General features: G+C 71.4%; 15 protein-coding genes. 11 read left to right on the top strand and 4 right to left on the bottom strand.

Annotated features, from left to right (window positions below; translation table 11 throughout):
- The first annotated feature begins 202 nt into the window (after window positions 1–202).
- Both IE206_RS26400 and IE206_RS26395 read left to right on the top strand, forming a co-directional pair.
- Window positions 203–1,369 (top strand): putative hexosyltransferase, encoded by a 1,167-nt coding sequence (locus IE206_RS26400; RefSeq protein WP_189966224.1) that lies wholly within the window; start codon window positions 203–205, stop codon window positions 1,367–1,369.
- A gap of 287 nt (window positions 1,370–1,656) precedes the next feature.
- Window positions 1,657–2,142, top strand: coding sequence for an SsgA family sporulation/cell division regulator (locus IE206_RS26395; RefSeq protein ID WP_189966222.1), 486 nt, complete (start codon window positions 1,657–1,659; stop codon window positions 2,140–2,142).
- Window positions 2,143–2,152: 10 nt separating this feature from the next.
- Here the strand turns inward: IE206_RS26395 and IE206_RS26390 are convergent, their stop codons facing one another.
- Complete coding sequence (locus tag IE206_RS26390) at window positions 2,153–3,520, bottom strand: FAD-binding oxidoreductase (protein WP_189966220.1); 1,368 nt, start codon at window positions 3,518–3,520, stop codon at window positions 2,153–2,155.
- 98 nt (window positions 3,521–3,618) lie between these two features.
- Here IE206_RS26390 and IE206_RS26385 point away from each other — a divergent pair, with 98 nt between their 5' ends.
- Window positions 3,619–5,268 (top strand): tetratricopeptide repeat protein, encoded by a 1,650-nt coding sequence (locus tag IE206_RS26385; protein WP_189966218.1) that lies wholly within the window; start codon window positions 3,619–3,621, stop codon window positions 5,266–5,268.
- A gap of 108 nt (window positions 5,269–5,376) precedes the next feature.
- Here the strand turns inward: IE206_RS26385 and hppD are convergent, their stop codons facing one another.
- Window positions 5,377–6,519 carry a 4-hydroxyphenylpyruvate dioxygenase gene (gene hppD / locus IE206_RS26380; RefSeq protein ID WP_189966216.1) on the bottom strand — a complete coding sequence of 381 codons (1,143 nt, stop codon included), beginning with the start codon at window positions 6,517–6,519 and terminating at the stop codon, window positions 5,377–5,379.
- Window positions 6,520–6,640: 121 nt separating this feature from the next.
- Here hppD and IE206_RS26375 point away from each other — a divergent pair, with 121 nt between their 5' ends.
- From IE206_RS26375 to IE206_RS26340, 8 genes are all read left to right on the top strand, one after another.
- Window positions 6,641–7,126: an Lrp/AsnC family transcriptional regulator gene (locus IE206_RS26375; RefSeq protein ID WP_189966214.1), complete on the top strand. Its 486-nt coding sequence runs from the start codon at window positions 6,641–6,643 to the stop codon at window positions 7,124–7,126.
- 26 nt (window positions 7,127–7,152) lie between these two features.
- Window positions 7,153–7,800 (top strand): ABC transporter permease, encoded by a 648-nt coding sequence (locus tag IE206_RS26370; RefSeq protein WP_189966212.1) that lies wholly within the window; start codon window positions 7,153–7,155, stop codon window positions 7,798–7,800.
- The gene (locus tag IE206_RS26365) at window positions 7,793–9,049 is read left to right on the top strand and encodes an ABC transporter ATP-binding protein (protein ID WP_189966210.1); all 1,257 of its coding nucleotides are present in this window, start codon (window positions 7,793–7,795) and stop codon (window positions 9,047–9,049) included. Before IE206_RS26370 ends, IE206_RS26365 begins: the two co-directional genes overlap by 8 nt.
- Window positions 9,046–9,927: an ABC transporter permease gene (locus IE206_RS26360; RefSeq protein WP_189966208.1), complete on the top strand. Its 882-nt coding sequence runs from the start codon at window positions 9,046–9,048 to the stop codon at window positions 9,925–9,927. The genes IE206_RS26365 and IE206_RS26360 overlap by 4 nt, the downstream gene beginning before the upstream one ends.
- Window positions 9,927–10,910 (top strand): glycine betaine ABC transporter substrate-binding protein, encoded by a 984-nt coding sequence (locus tag IE206_RS26355; RefSeq protein ID WP_189966206.1) that lies wholly within the window; start codon window positions 9,927–9,929, stop codon window positions 10,908–10,910. The genes IE206_RS26360 and IE206_RS26355 overlap by 1 nt, the downstream gene beginning before the upstream one ends.
- 104 nt (window positions 10,911–11,014) lie before the next feature.
- Entirely contained in the window at window positions 11,015–11,647 is a 633-nt protein-coding gene (locus IE206_RS26350; protein ID WP_189966204.1) for an ArsR/SmtB family transcription factor, read from the top strand.
- A 13-nt stretch (window positions 11,648–11,660) separates the two neighbouring features.
- Window positions 11,661–11,840 (top strand): hypothetical protein, encoded by a 180-nt coding sequence (locus tag IE206_RS26345; RefSeq protein WP_189966202.1) that lies wholly within the window; start codon window positions 11,661–11,663, stop codon window positions 11,838–11,840.
- Window positions 11,837–13,147, top strand: coding sequence for an MFS transporter (locus IE206_RS26340; RefSeq protein WP_189966200.1), 1,311 nt, complete (start codon window positions 11,837–11,839; stop codon window positions 13,145–13,147). Before IE206_RS26345 ends, IE206_RS26340 begins: the two co-directional genes overlap by 4 nt.
- On the opposite strand, the gene IE206_RS26335 is transcribed toward IE206_RS26340, so the two are convergent.
- Both IE206_RS26335 and IE206_RS26330 read right to left on the bottom strand, forming a co-directional pair.
- Window positions 13,080–13,868, bottom strand: a complete 789-nt coding sequence (locus tag IE206_RS26335; RefSeq protein ID WP_189966198.1) for a YlbL family protein — start codon at window positions 13,866–13,868, stop codon at window positions 13,080–13,082. The genes IE206_RS26340 and IE206_RS26335 overlap by 68 nt on opposite strands.
- A 119-nt stretch (window positions 13,869–13,987) precedes the next feature.
- The gene (locus IE206_RS26330; RefSeq protein WP_189966196.1) at window positions 13,988–14,632 is read right to left on the bottom strand and encodes an IclR family transcriptional regulator; all 645 of its coding nucleotides are present in this window, start codon (window positions 14,630–14,632) and stop codon (window positions 13,988–13,990) included.
- Window positions 14,633–14,676 lie beyond the last annotated feature (44 nt).

Raw genomic sequence — 14,676 nt, 5'->3', positions numbered from 1 at the left:
CGCTTCCGCTTGTCCCAGGAGGACATTAACGAAGAACCCCCGGCCCGTAGGAAGAAGCCGCGGAGGAAGCCTGCGTACGGGCGACGGCGGCGCGGCGCGGGCGGCCAGGGAGCGGGCCGCGCCGCGGGTCCTACCAGTGCGTAGAGTCGTGGCGGATCGAACTGGTGCACCCGGCCCGGCCGGTCAGGAAAGTGAGTGAGCAATGCGCGTGGGGCCCGGCCGAACCGGTCACGACGAACCGGCCGACGGTTCCCTGGCACAGGCACCCGCGTTACGGCGGGCCTGGGCGGCGGTCGCGGCCTTCGCGGCGGTCCGCGCGCTCGGCCTGGTGGTCCTCGCCCTCTGGTCCCGCGCCAACGACACCGACGCCCACGAGCTGCTCTCCGCGCGCTGGGACTCGCTCTGGTACGTGCGGGTCGCCGAGTCGGGGTACGACTTCACGCTGACCGCGCCGGACGGGCGGGTCCTGTCCGACATGGCGTTCTTCCCGCTGCTCCCCTGGCTGGAGCAGGCGGTCGCCGCGGTGAGCCCGCTCGGCCCGGGCGACGCGGGTCTGCTGATCAGCGGCCTCGCGGGGATCGCCGGCGCCTGGGGCATGTACCTGATGGGCCATCGGCTCTACGGTCATCGGGCGGGGCTCCTCCTGGTGACGCTGTGGGCGGCGATGCCGGTCGGGATCGTCGAGTCGATGGCGTACAGCGAGGCCCTCTTCGTCGCGCTCGCCGCGTGGGCGCTGTACGCCGTCCTTGGGCACCGCTGGATCGAGGCCGGACTCCTCGCGTCGCTCGCGGGGCTCACCCGCCCGGTGGGGCTCGCGGTCGCGGCCGCGCTGTGGGCGGGGGCCGCGGTCGAGGCGCGGCGCACCCGGCACATCGGGGCCCGGATGCTGGCCGGCGCGGTGATCGCCCCGCTGGGCGCGGCGGGCTACATCCTGTGGGTGGGCCTGCGCCGGGGCAGCCCGCTGGCCTATCTCGACGTCCAGGCCGAATGGGGCAACGGCTTCGACGGGGGCCTGGCGTACGGGAAGTTCATCGTGGCCCACCTCGGCGGCTGGCCCGTCGTGCTCGCCGGGATCGGCCTGATCGCGGGCACGGCGCTCGCGCTCTGGGCGTACTGGGCGTGTGTGCGGCAGCGCCAGCCGCTCGCGCTGCTCGTCTACACCGGCATCGTGATGGCGTTGGCGCTCTGCTCATCGGGCTACTTCGGCTCCAAGCCCCGCCTGCTCCTGCCCGCCTTCCCGCTGCTGCTCCCGGTGGCGCTGGCGCTGTCCCGGGTGCGGGCGGCGCGGGCGGTGCCGGTGGTCGCCGTCCTCGCGCTCGGCTCGGCGGTGTACGGCGCGAGCTGGCTGGGCGGCTCGGGCCCGCCGTGACATCCGCCGTGCGGCGGGCCGGTGCCGGGGGAGCAGCACCGGCCCGCCGCTGTGCGGGTGTTCAGGGCCGTCTCGTCGCGCGGCCCGAGTACGTGCCGGGGATCCTCGTGGGGTCGGACTCGAAGGCGCCGCGACACTCAGAAAAGTTCTTCGGAAAAACTTCCCGAAGTCGCGTAATGCCCGCGGGGCAACACGCTCTCACCCGGTACGGCCCGCCCCCGCGCGCCGTACCGCACGTACGGGCTCGTCCTGCGAACCCGTACGGGGAAAGGGAAGAGAGACCCCTCATGCACACCGTGGTGGAACGCGAACTGGAGCTCAAACTGGTGCTGTCGCCCGAGCGCAGCATCCCCGTGCCGGCCCGGCTGACCTACCGGACCAACGACCCGTACGCCGTGCACATCACCTTCCACATCGGCTCACAGACGCCCGTCAACTGGACGTTCGCGCGCGAGCTCCTGGTCGAGGGGGTGTTCCGGGCGTGCGGGCACGGCGACGTGCGGATCTGGCCGACCAAGGTCGGGGGCCGCGGCCTCGTCCTGATGGCGCTCAGTTCGCCGGACGGCGACGCGCTGCTCGAAGCGCCGTCCGCGCAGGTCTCGGCGTGGCTGGAGCGGACGCTGCGGGTGGTGCCGCCCGGCTCCGAGACCGAACAGCTCGGCATCGACGACGGCCTGGCCGAGCTGCTCGCACCGGCCACCGGCCGCGCGGACGAGCTGTGGCTGAGCGACCCGTGGCCCTCCGACGAGTCCCGGCCGGAGGAGGGTGCGTGAGGGCCCGCGTTCAGAACAGCTTGCCCGGGTTCAGCAGGCCGAGCGGGTCGAAGGCGTGCTTCACCGCGCGCTGCATCTCGATACCCACCGGACCGAGCTCGCGGGCCAGCCATTCCTTCTTGAGTACGCCGACGCCGTGTTCGCCGGTGATGGTGCCGCCCAGTTCCAGACCGAGCGCCATGATCTCGTCGAACGACTCGCGGGCGCGCCGCGACTCGTCCTCGTCGGCGGCGTCGAAGCAGACCACGGGGTGGGTGTTGCCGTCTCCGGCGTGCGCGCAGACGCCGATGGTCAGGCCGTACTTGGCGGCGATCGCGGAGGTGCCGTCGAGCATCGCGGCGAGCCGGGAGCGCGGCACGCACACGTCGTCGATCATCGTGGCCGACTTGATCGTCTCCAGTGCGGTGAGCGACAACCGCCGGGCCTGGAGGAGGAGTTCGGACTCGGCGACGTCCTCCGCCGGGACGACCTGGGTGGCGCCCGCGGCGGTGCACAGCTCGCCGACGGCCGCGAGATCGGCGGCCGCGCCCGGGGTGTCGAAGGCGGCGAGCAGCAAGGCCTCGGTGCTGTCGGGCAGACCCATGTTGGCCATGCGGTTGACGGCCCGGATGGTGGTGCGGTCCATGAGTTCGAGGAGCGACGGCGTGTGGCCGCGCTCCATGATCCGTACGACGGCGTCGCAGGCGGCCGCGGCCGAGGCGAACTCGGCGGCGAGCGCGAGCTGCGGCGGCGGCGCGGGGCGCAGGGCGAGGACCGCCTTCACGACGATGCCGAGGCTGCCCTCGGAGCCGACGAACAGCCGGGTCAGGTCGTATCCGGCGACGCCCTTGGCGGTGCGCCGCCCGGTGTTCATGAGCCGCCCGTCGGCGAGCACGACCTCCAGACCGAGGACGTATTCCGCGGTCACCCCGTATTTCACGCAGCACAGGCCGCCGGACGCGGTGCCGATGTTCCCGCCGATGGTGCACATCTCCCAACTCGAAGGGTCCGGCGGGTAGTAGAGCCCGAGTTCGTGGACTTGGCGCGACAGTACGGCGTTGACGACGCCGGGTTCGACGACCGCGACCCGGTCGACCGGGTTGATCTCCAGGATGCGGTCCATCTTGACCAGGGACAGGACGATGCAGCCCTCGCTCGCGTTGGCCGCGCCGGACAGGCCGGTGCGGGCGCCCTGCGGCACCACGGGCACGCGCAGCGCCGTCGCCGTGCGCATCACGTGCTGGACCTGCTCGACGGTGCGGGGCAGCACGACCACCGCCGGGCTGCCCGCGGCGCAGAAGCTCGCCATGTCGTGGGCGTACGAGGCGGTGATGTCGGGGTCGGTGATGACGGCGTCCGCCGGGAGTTCCTCGCGCAGCCGTTCGAGAAGATCGTCCATGCCTTCAGCCTGGCACCCGGGGGCCATCGGTGTGAACCCTTTCCCCGGTCGGGCGGGCGGGACCGGTGCGCTCTTCCTATTGACGCACAGTGAGCGCCATGGAGATCGCGAAGACCGAACAGGATGCGGAAGCGGCACGCCGGGCGGCCTGGATTGCCGCCTCGGCCGCGGCCCAGCGGACCTCGCCGCCGTCCAGGACGCCGCGTGCCCTGAAGCGGGCCGGCCTGGTGGCGATGGCCACGACCGTGCTGATCGGGGGCGTGCTGCTGATCAGGCCCGAGGACAAGGTGGCGAAGGCGCCGCCGCCCGCCCTGGGCCCGGCCGCGCGGGCCCTGTCGGCGGTCGCGGCCGGGGCGCCCGCCTCGCTGGGCGATCTGACGGCGCTCATCACCGACCGGACCGACTGGGTGCGCACCCACCCCACGGACGACGCCTCGTGGGCGGTGCTCGGCTCCGCCTATCTGGAGCGGGGCGTGCAGGCCGCCGACTCCTCGTTCTATCCGCGCGCCGAGTCGGCGCTGAAGCGCTCGCTCCAGGTGCGGCCGAAGGACAACCTGGACGCGGAGACCGGTCTCGCGGCGCTCGCCAACGCCCGGCACGACTACGCCGCGGCGCGCACCCTGGCCGAGGGCGTACGCGCCCGCAAGGCGAACCGGTGGACGCTCTACCCCGCGCTGATCGAGGCGTACAACGGGCTCGGTGACGCGAAGTCCGCGGCCAAGGCGGTGGAGCAGCTGCTCGAACTCCGGGGCGGTTTCGCCGCGTTGACCCAGGCGGCCGAGGTCTATCGCGAGCACGGCTGGCGCGAGGACGCCTCGGCCGCCCTCGACGAGGCGGTCGGGCACGCCACGACGCCCGCGCAGAAGGCGGCCGCGCTGGTGGCGGTGGGCGATCTCGCGTGGGAGCGGGGGGAGCCGCAGGCGGCGATCACCCACTACGACGCGGCGCTGCGCACCGACCCGGGCACGCATGCGGCGCTCGCGCGCCGGGCCCGCGCCAAGGCCGCGCTCGGCCAGCAGGAGGACGCCCAGCGCGACTACCAGGCGGCGATCGCCGTCCTGCCGCGCCCCGAATACCTCCTGGAACTGGGCGAGTTGTACGAGTCGCAGGGTCTGGACGGTGACGCGCGGACCTGGTTCGACAAGCTGCGCGAGCTCGCCGCGCGGGACAGCGCCAACGGGGTGGACGACGCCCTGGTGCTCGGCCGGTTCGAGACCGACCACGGTTCCGCGCACGTCGCGCTCGACCGGCTCGAAGCCGAGTGGCGGGCGCATCCGAGCGCGGCGGCCGAGGACGCGCTCGGCTGGGCGATGTACCGGTCGGGCGAGTCGGAGGAGGCGCTGGTCCACGCCCGCAAGGCGACCGACTCCGGGGTGCGCGATGCCCTGTTCTCCTACCACCAGGCCATCATCGAGCGGGAGCTCGGCCAGTTGGGCGCGGCCCGCCGCCACCTCCAGGACGCGCTGCGCACCAACCCGTATTTCTCGCCGGTGCTCGCGCCGAAGGCGACGGAGGCGCTCGCGGCGCTCGGCGAGCCGCCGGAGGGCGGCCCGAGGGACATGTACGGCTATGTGGCGGCCGCGGCCCAGGCGGGTTCGGGATCCGACTCGGGGTCGGGGTCCGGCTCGGGATCCGGCTCCGGTTCTTCCAGCGCGGGCTCCTCCTCGTCGTCCGGTTCGGGGACGAGTTCGAACTCCGGGCCGAAGCGGCCGGTCAAGCCGCACAAGCCCTCGAAGCGGCGCCACTGAGCTGCGCGGAGGAGCACGGAAAAGAGTCGCGGCCCCACGGGTCAGGTCCGTGGGGCCGCAGACTGATGACGGTAACTCAATTACCGTACGAACGTGACCAGTTGCAGGTCAGAGGTTTCCGCGCTTCTCCTGCTCGCGCTCGATCGCCTCGAAGAGCGCCTTGAAGTTGCCCTTGCCGAAGCCCATCGAACCGTGCCGCTCGATCATCTCGAAGAAGACGGTGGGGCGGTCCTGGACCGGCTTGGTGAAGATCTGCAGCAGGTAGCCGTCCTCGTCGCGGTCGACCAGGATCTTCAGCTCGCGCAGCGTCTCGACCGGCACCCGGGTCTCGCCGGCCCACTCGCCGAGGGTGTCGTAGTACGAGTCGGGGGTGTCCAGGAACTGCACGCCCGCGGCCCGCATGGCCTTCACCGAGGCGACGATGTCGTTGGTGGCGAGCGCGATGTGCTGGACGCCGGGGCCGCCGTAGAACTCCAGGTACTCGTCGATCTGCGACTTCTTCTTGGCGATGGCCGGCTCGTTGAGCGGGAACTTCACCTTGAGGGTGCCGTCCGCGACGACCTTCGACATGAGCGCGGAGTACTCGGTGGCGATGTCGTCGCCCACGAACTCCTTCATGTTGGTGAAGCCCATGACGTTGTTGTAGAACGCCACCCACTCGTCCATCTTGCCGAGCTCGACGTTGCCGACGCAGTGGTCGATGGCCTGGAAGAACCTCTTGGGCGTCTCGACCATCGGCTCGGCCGCGGCGAAGCCCGGCAGGTAGGGGCCGGTGTAGTCGGTGCGCTCGACCAGGGTGTGCCGGGTCTTGCCGTACGTGGCGATCGCGGCCAGGACCACGGTGCCGTGCTCGTCGGAGACCTCGTGCGGCTCCTCGAGGCCGGTGGCGCCGTGCTCGGTGGCGTACTTGTACGCGGCGCGGGCGTCCGGCACCTCGATGGCGAGGTCCACCACACCGTCGCCGTGCTCGGCGACGTGCTCGGCCAGGAAGCGGCCGCGCTCGGTGGAGGTCTTGATGACGGAGGTGAACACGAAGCGGGCGGCGCCGCTGGTCAGCACGTAGCTGGCGGTCTCGCGGCTGCCGTTCTCCGGTCCGGAGTAGGCAACGAGCTTCATGCCGAAGGCCGTCGAGTAGTAGTGCGCGGCCTGCTTGGCGTTGCCCACGGCGAAGACGACCGCGTCCATGCCCTTCACCGGGAAGGGGTCGGCCTGCCGCGCGGATTCGGGGGTGTGATGGATGGTCTCAGTCATGCGAGGAGAGTCCCTCCGTACCGCAAGCTGCGCAATAGTTCGCGTTTTTACTGGTCAATGTGTGCAGCGAATGGCCAGTATTGGAGGGCGTTCTGTACATGATGACCATCCGGAGGCCACGATGTCGATCGATCATCTGGACGGGCGGCTGATCGTGCTGCTCGCACGCGAGCCCCGGATCGGGGTCCTGGAGGCGTCCCGGCGGCTCGGGGTCGCGCGCGGCACGGTCCAGGCGCGGCTCGACCGGCTTCAGTCGAATGGAGTCATCCGGGGCTTCGGCCCGGACGTCGATCCGGCCGCGCTCGGCTACCCGGTCACCGCCTTCGCCACCCTGGAGATCAAACAGGGCCAGGGGGCGGACGTACGGGCCCATTTGGCGACCGTGCCCGAGGTCCTGGAGCTGCACACGACCACCGGGCACGGCGACATGCTGTGCCGTCTGGTGGCCCGCTCCAACGCCGATCTCCAGCGGGTGATCGACCGGGTTGTCGGTTTTGATGGCATCGTCCGGGCCTCCACGGCGATCGTCATGGAGAACCCGGTCCCGCTGCGGATCATCCCGCTGGTGGAGCAGGCGGCTCAGGACTCCGTCCCCGGGGGTGCCTGACCCCGGACCGACAGGGGTGAGCGCGCGTGGGTTTCTGGGACTACGTGTCCAACCGGCACCAGCAGCTGCTCACCGACGCCCTCCAGCACGCGAGCGCGGTGGTCCAGTGCATGGTGATCGCGACCGTGCTCGGCGTCGTGATCGGCGTGGTGACGTACCCCAGCGGCTGGGCGGCGGGCCTGGCCATCACCTCGACCTCCTCGATCCTCACGATCCCCTCGCTCGCCATGATCGGTCTGCTGATCCCGCTGGTGGGTCTGGGCGTGGCGCCCACCGTCGTGACCCTGACGCTGTACGGGCTGCTCCCGATCGTGCGGAACTCGATCGTGGGGCTGCGCGGGGTGGACCCCTCGCTCGTGGACGCGGCCAAGGGCATCGGGATGTCGCGCATCGCCCGCCTGCTGCGGGTCGAACTCCCGCTGGCCTGGCCGCCGATCCTCACCGGCATCCGGGTCTCCACGCAGATGCTGATGGGCATCGCGGCGATCGCCGCCTACGCCTCGGGCCCCGGGCTCGGCAACGAGATCTTCCGCGGGATCGCCTCGCTCGGCAGCGCCAACGCCATCAACCAGGTGCTCGCGGGCACCCTCGGCATCGTGGTGCTCGCCCTGCTCTTCGACGCGGTGTACGTACTGATCGGCCGACTCACCATCCCGAGGGGGATCCGTGTCTGAGCGAACCGAGTCCGAGCCGGGCAGTGCCGCCGCCTCGGGCGCCTCCATCCAGCTGGAGAACCTCACCAAGCGGTACCCGGGCAACCCCAGCCCGTCGGTGGACAGCGTCTCCATGGAGATCAAGGCGGGCGAGACCGTGATCTTCGTGGGCCCGTCCGGCTGCGGGAAGTCGACCACCCTCAAGATGATCAACCGCCTGATCGAGCCGACCTCCGGCCGCATCCGGATCAACGACGAGGACGTCACCGACATCGACCCGGTGAAGCTGCGCCGCAAGGTCGGGTACGCGATCCAGTCGTCCGGGCTCTTCCCGCACATGACGGTGGCCGAGAACATCGCGCTCGTACCGAAGATGGTCGGCTGGTCCAAGGCGAAGGTGAAGGACCGGGTGGAGGAGATGCTCGACCTGGTCGGGCTCGACCCGCGCGAGTTCCACGGCCGCTATCCGCGTCAGCTCTCCGGCGGACAGCAGCAACGGGTGGGCGTGGCAAGGGCGTTGGCGGCCGATCCACCGGTCCTTTTGATGGACGAGCCGTTCGGTGCGGTCGACCCGATCACCCGCGACCACCTCCAGGACGAGCTGATCCGCCTCCAGCACGAGCTGCACAAGACGATCGTGTTCGTCACCCACGACTTCGACGAAGCGATCAAACTGGGCGATCGGATCGCCGTTCTGCGCGAACGATCGCACATCGCTCAATTCGATACGCCCGAGGCCATCCTGACCAACCCGGCCGACGACTTCGTGTCCGGGTTCGTGGGCGCGGGTGCCGCCCTCAAGCGGCTCAACCTCACCCGCGTACGGGATGTGGAGATGGCCGAGTTCCCCACGGTCACGGTCGACGACCCGCTTCAGTCGATCTTCAACAAGCTCCGCAGCGGCCCGCACAACGAGCTGCTCATGCTGGACCGCAGGAACCGGCCCTACAAGTGGCTGCGGCGCGGCGACCTGATGCGCGCCAAGGGCTCGCTCGCGCGGGCCGGGCAGCTGGTGCACGACACGGTGACCCGGGACGCGACGCTGCACGACGCCCTGGAGGCCGTGCTCATCGACTCGGGCGGCCGGGTCGCGGTGACCGGGCGGCGCGGCGAGTACATCGGCGTCGTCGACATGGAGACGCTGATGAACTCCGTGCACGAGCTCCTGGAGGCCGACCGGCTCGCCGCCATCGAGCACCAGCACGACCTGGAAGAACTCCGCCACCACCAGACCGAACAGGAGCTGGAGGGCGGTGCGGAGGAGTCATGACGCCCAGGAGCCCCGCCCCGGCCGAGCGCCCGCCGGGCGAGCACGAGGTCAAGGGCCATGCCTTCCGCGACGAGCTGACCGACGCGCTCGCCGGCCCCCTCGCCGAACCCGAGGAGGAGAGCCCGGCGCCCGGGAAGCCGGCCCGGCGGATCACCTGGCAGAAGCTGGTGTTCCTGCCGCTCTTCATCGCGGTGGTCCTCGTGATCACGTACTTCTGGATCACCAGCGTCCAGCTGGACTCGATCGCGAAGAACTCCCTCGACCACGGCAACGTCCAGCTGCGGCTGTGGCAGCACGTGAAGCTGACCGCGATCTCCACGTTCTGGGTGCTGGTCATCGCGATCCCGCTGGGCATCGCGCTGACCCGGCGCGGGGTGAGCCGGGCGGCCCCGCTGGTCACCGCGATCGCCAACACCGGCCAGGCCACCCCGGCCATCGGCCTCCTTGCGCTGCTGGTGATCTGGCTCGGCATCGGGCCCGGCACCGCCGTCATCGGCATGGTGATCTACGCGGTGCTTCCGGTGCTCTCCAACACGGTGGCCGGGCTCAAGGCGATCGACCCGCAGCTGGTGGAGGCCTCGCGCGGCATCGGCATGTCGGCGCTCGGCACCCTGGGCAGGGTCGAACTGCCGCTCGCGGTACCACTGATCCTCGCCGGGGTGCGCACCGCGCTCGTCCTGAACGTCGGCACCGCGACGCTCGCCACCTTCGGCGGCGGAGGCGGCCTCGGCGACCTGATCACCTCCGGCATCCAGACCCAGCGCATGCCGGTCCTGGTCCTCGGCTCGATCCTGACGGTGGCGCTCGCCCTGCTCGTGGACTGGCTGGCCTCGCTGGCCGAGGTGGCGCTGACCCCGCGCGGACTGGAGGTGGCGTGATGCGGCGGCTCCGTACGGCGCTGGCAGCGGCCTCGGGCGCTCTGGCGCTGCTCGCCGCGGTGTCCGGCTGCGGGCTCAAGTCCGGCTCGCCGATGGTGGACGACGTGGTGCCCGGCTCGGTCGGCAGGGGCCTGCCCCTCAAGGGGGCATCCCTGACGGTCACGTCGAAGAACTTCAGCGAGAACATCGTCCTCGGCCAGATGGTCGGCCTGGTCTTCAAGGCGGCCGGCGCCGAGGTCCTCGACCGTACGAACCTGCCCGGGTCGATCAGCGCCCGCGAGGCGATCGTGAAGGGCGACGCGGACGCGATGTACGAGTACACGGGCACGGCGTGGATCACCTATCAGGGCAACGCCAAGCCGATCACGAACCCGCAGGCGCAGTGGGCGGCGGTCCGCGGGGCCGACCTGAAGAACGGCGTGACGTGGCTCTCCCAGTCGACCCTCAACAACACCTATTCGCTCGGCATCAGCCAGGCCAACAACGCCAAGTACCACCTCAGGACGCTCTCGGACGTGGCCGCGCTGTCGAAGAAGGACCCCTCGGCGGTGACGCTCTGCGTGGAGAACGAGTTCGCCTCGCGCGAGGACGGGCTGCCCGGGATGCAGAAGGCGTACGGGATGGCGATCCCCGCCTCCCACATCCAGAAGATGGACGCCGGGATCATCTACACCCAGGTCTCCAAGTCCAGCTCCTGCCTGCTCGGCGAGGTGTTCACCACCGACGGCCGCATCAAGGCGATGAACCTGGCGACCCTCCAGGACGACAAGCACTTCTTCCCCAACTACAACGCGGCACCCGAGCTGCACAGCAGGACGTACGAGAAGTACCCGGCGATCGCCGGCCTCCTCGACCCGCTCAGCGCCAGGCTCACCACGCAGGTCGCCCGGGATCTCAACGCCAAGGTCGACGTGGAGGGCAGGGACCCGCACGACGTGGCGCTGGACTGGCTGGTGTCGCAGGGGTTCGTCAAGAAGGGGTGACCTTCGCCCGGTCCTGTCGGGTACGGCCTGCAAAGAACCCAGTGCAAAGAAGTTGATGCAAAGGAAGCGTTGCAACATTCTCTTTGCATAGCTACCTTTGGAACATGCCCGAGAACAAGCAGCCCGCCCCTGAGCCCGACCCCGGCGCCGGCCCCGCCCTGAACGCGGCCGGCGAGCGCATCCTCGACGCCCGCTCCCTGCGCGGCCTCGCCCACCCCCTGCGCATCCGGATCCTGAAGTCGCTGCGCCACGACGGCCCGGCCACCGCATCCCAACTCGGCGAGCGGCTCGGCGAGTCGAGCGGCGCGACCAGCTATCACCTGCGCCAGCTCGCCGCGCACGGCTTCGTCGAGGACGACCCCGGCCGCGGCAAGGGCCGCGAGCGCTGGTGGAAGGCCGTGCACAACGGCACCTCGTTCGCCGACGACCTGCACACCAGCACCGACCCGGAGGTGCGGGGCGCGGCCAACCTGTTCCTGCACGAGATCGCCGGCATCCACACCCAGGAGCTCTCGACCTGGCTCGCCACCATGCACGACTGGCCCGAGCCCTGGTCCACCAGCGGCGACCTGAGCGACTTCACGCTCAGCCTCACGGCGGCCCAGCTGCACGAGCTCAACGAGAAGCTGCACGCGGTCGTCGAGACGTACCGCACGATCGCCCCCGACGAGACCGGCGACGCCGCCCAGGTCCGCGTCCATCTGCACTCCTTCCCGCGCTCCCACCCGTCCCGCTGAAAGGACCGCCGCCATGCACAGCGACACCCACCTCCTCCTTCACCACCTGCGCGCCGCCGAGCTGGCGGCCGAGACCCGCACCGCGCTCCCCCGCGAGCCCCGCGCCCTGCGGGCCCGACTGGGCTGGATACTGGTCGAGTTGGGACTCCGTCTGACCCAGCAGGCCCCGCACCGGCAAGCCCGCCTCGCATGAGCGGGCCGGGGGGACACCGCGACAGAAGGCCGCTCGCGGCCGTACTGACCGCCAACGCCGTTTCGGCGACCGGCAGTTCACTCACCCTGATCGGGGTGCCGTGGTTCGTGCTGCAGACCACCGGAAGCGCGGGCCGGGCCGGGGTCGTCGCCTTCTGTGCGACGCTGCCGATCGTGGTCTCGGCCCTGATCGGCGGCCCGGTCATCGACCGCATCGGCCGCCGCCGGGTCTCGGTCGGCTCCGATGCCGTCTGCGGGCTCGCGGTCGCCGCGATCCCGCTCCTGCACCACACCGGACTCCTCGAATTCTGGATGCTGTGCGCCCTGATGGCGCTCGGCGGCCTCGCCCACACCCCGGGCGTCACCGCCCGCTACGTCCTGCTTCCGGACCTCGCCCGCCAGGCCGGTACGACCCTGGCGCGTGCGGCCAGCGTGTACGACGCCGTCGCGCGCGGCTCCCGGATGACCGGCGCGGCCCTGGCCGGCGTGCTCATCGCGCTGACCGGCGCCGGCGACGTCCTCCTCATCGACGGCGCGACCTTCGCCGTCTCGGCGGTGCTGGTCGCGACCGGCCTGCGCGACGTCCGCGCGGCACGCCCCCGGCGCGAGGAGCCACCGGTCTCCCTGCGCACCTACAAGGCCGAACTCCGCGAGGGATACGGCTACTTGGCGCGCACCCGGCTGTTGCTCGCGGTGGTCACGATGGTGATGCTGATGAACGGCACCGACCAGGGCTGGACCGCCGTACTGCTCCCGGTGCACGCCGAGCAGGAGCTGGGCGGCGCGACCCAACTCGGCCTGCTCGCCGCCCTGTTCGGGGCGGGCGGCCTGTCCGGCGCGCTCCTGTACGGCCTGATCGGCCATCGTTTCTCGCGCCGTACGGTCTTCACGGTCTGCGTGCTGCTGTGCGGGGCGCCCCGGTACGCGGTCGCCGCGCTGACCGGCACCACCCTGCCGCTGGCCGTCACGATGCTGGTCGCGGGGCTCGCGAGCGGCGCGCTCAACCCGATCCTGACCACGGTGATCTACGAAAAGGTGCCGGACGAGCTGCGCAGCCGGGTCGCCGGGGTGCTCACGGCGGGCTGCGAACTGGCGATGCCGCTCGGCGGGCTCGCCGCGGGCTTCCTCGTGGAGGCGGCCGGGGTGCGCGGCGCACTGCTCGCGGTCGGCGGGGTCTATCTCCTGGCGACGCTGAGCCCGCTGGTCTTCCCGGCCTGGAAGGACATGGACGCGGGCGCCGTCAGCAGGACGGAACCGGGGCGCCCTTCTGCAGCGCCTGGAGCGCGGACACCGCACCCTTCAGCGTAGTCACGGGGATCAGGCGCAGCCCCTTGGGCAGCTCGGACTGCGCGTCCGAGCACTCCGCCTTCGGTACGAGGAAGACGGTCGCCCCGTCCCGGGCCGCGGCCTGCGTCTTGAGCGCGACCCCGCCGACCGCGCCGACGTCCCCGTTCTCCGTGATCGTCCCCGTACCGGCGATATTGCGGCCGCCGGTGAGGTCGCCGCCGGAGCCGTTGCCGTTCAGCTTGTCGATGATGCCGAGGGTGAAGAGCAGGCCCGCGCTCGGGCCGCCGACGTCGGCGAGGTGGAGGTCGACCTTGACCTTGTCGGGGCTGAGGCCGAGGTAGCCGAGGGCCGCGACGGACGCGGCGTCCTGCGACTGCTTCATCTGGGCCTGGTTGTGCTCGGAGATCTCCTTCTCGCTGCCGCCGCCCGGATAGACCGAGTCGCGCGGCATCACGGCCCGGTCGGTACGGAACCAGCCGTCGACGACGTCGGAGATGCCGACGTCCGTGTGGGGCCCGGTCGCCACGATGGTGGTCATCCGCAGCTGCCCGCTGGTGGGGCGGGTGGGCGCGCCGGAGATGGTGATCACCGGTTTGCCCTCGTCGTCGCCGAGTACGTTCGCGGTCGGCCCCGGCTGCGCCACCGCGAACGGCAGCGGCGCGAAGCAGGCGACGGCGAGCAGCGCCACGACCGGAGCGGCGCCGATGGCGAGGTTGCGGAGGCGGGGGTGACGAGTGAGCACGGCCCCAATCTATCCGTACGCACCCGGCCGCCCCGGGCACGGGCCCGGGCGGCCGGGTCCGGACAAAGGGCCGGGGCGTCGGTTCGGCGCGGGGATCCGGCTCGGCGCAGGGCGTCGGCTCAGCGCAGGGCGTCGGCCACTTCCCTCGCCGCGTCCACGACACGGGGCCCGACCCGTTCGGGCACGGCGTCGGCGAGCATCACCACGCCGACGCTCCCCTCTATCCCGGTGACCCCGACCAGCGGCGCCGCGGCCCCGCTCGCGCCTGCCTCCAGCTCGCCGTGGGTGAGGGTGAACCCGGGCTCGGCGAGGCCCCCGGCCTGGCGGGCCGCGAGGATCGCCCGGCCGGCGGCGCCCTTGTCCAGGGCGTGGCGGAACCCGGCCCGGTAGGCGACGTGGTAGTCGGTCCAGGTCGGCTCGACCACGGCGACCGCGAGCGCGTCCGAACCGTCGACGAGGGTGAGGTGGGCGGTGGCGCCTATGTCCTCGGCGAGCGAGCGCAGCGCGGGCAGCGCGGCCTCGCGGACCAGCGGATGCACCTGGCGGCCCAGGCGCAGCACGCCGAGCCCGACCCGGGCGCGGCCGCCCAGGTCACGTCGTACGAGGGCGTGCTGCTCCAGGGTCGCGAGCAGGCGGTAGACGACCGTGCGGTTGACGCCGAGTTTGTTGGACAACTCGGTGACCGTCAGACCGTGGTCGGTGTCGGCGAGCAGCTTGAGGACGCGTAGTCCCCGGTCGAGCGTCTGGGAGGTCTCCGCGGTCACGACACCCACTCCTTAAGTGGTGAGTCGCGGCGGCACTCTCACGT

It is taken from the genome of Streptomyces violascens (assembly GCF_014649955.1).
Lineage (GTDB): Bacteria > Actinomycetota > Actinomycetes > Streptomycetales > Streptomycetaceae > Streptomyces > Streptomyces violascens.
Note: the sequence above shows the minus strand (reverse complement) of the source record. Positions and strands in the feature narration are given on the sequence as shown.

Bases quoted from the DNA above. Each gene is read 5' to 3' on its own strand.
- IE206_RS26390 (WP_189966220.1), bottom strand. From the start codon at position 3,520: ATGGACGATCTTCTCGAACGGCTGCGCGAGGAACTCCCGGCGGACGCC.
- IE206_RS26345 (WP_189966202.1), top strand. From the start codon at position 11,661: ATGCACAGCGACACCCACCTCCTCCTTCACCACCTGCGCGCCGCCGAG.
- hppD (WP_189966216.1), bottom strand. From the start codon at position 6,519: ATGACTGAGACCATCCATCACACCCCCGAATCCGCGCGGCAGGCCGAC.
- IE206_RS26350 (WP_189966204.1), top strand. From the start codon at position 11,015: ATGCCCGAGAACAAGCAGCCCGCCCCTGAGCCCGACCCCGGCGCCGGC.
- IE206_RS26400 (WP_189966224.1), top strand. From the start codon at position 203: ATGCGCGTGGGGCCCGGCCGAACCGGTCACGACGAACCGGCCGACGGT.
- IE206_RS26385 (WP_189966218.1), top strand. From the start codon at position 3,619: ATGGAGATCGCGAAGACCGAACAGGATGCGGAAGCGGCACGCCGGGCG.
- IE206_RS26395 (WP_189966222.1), top strand. From the start codon at position 1,657: ATGCACACCGTGGTGGAACGCGAACTGGAGCTCAAACTGGTGCTGTCG.
- IE206_RS26375 (WP_189966214.1), top strand. From the start codon at position 6,641: ATGTCGATCGATCATCTGGACGGGCGGCTGATCGTGCTGCTCGCACGC.
- IE206_RS26340 (WP_189966200.1), top strand. From the start codon at position 11,837: ATGAGCGGGCCGGGGGGACACCGCGACAGAAGGCCGCTCGCGGCCGTA.
- IE206_RS26360 (WP_189966208.1), top strand. From the start codon at position 9,046: ATGACGCCCAGGAGCCCCGCCCCGGCCGAGCGCCCGCCGGGCGAGCAC.
- IE206_RS26355 (WP_189966206.1), top strand. From the start codon at position 9,927: ATGCGGCGGCTCCGTACGGCGCTGGCAGCGGCCTCGGGCGCTCTGGCG.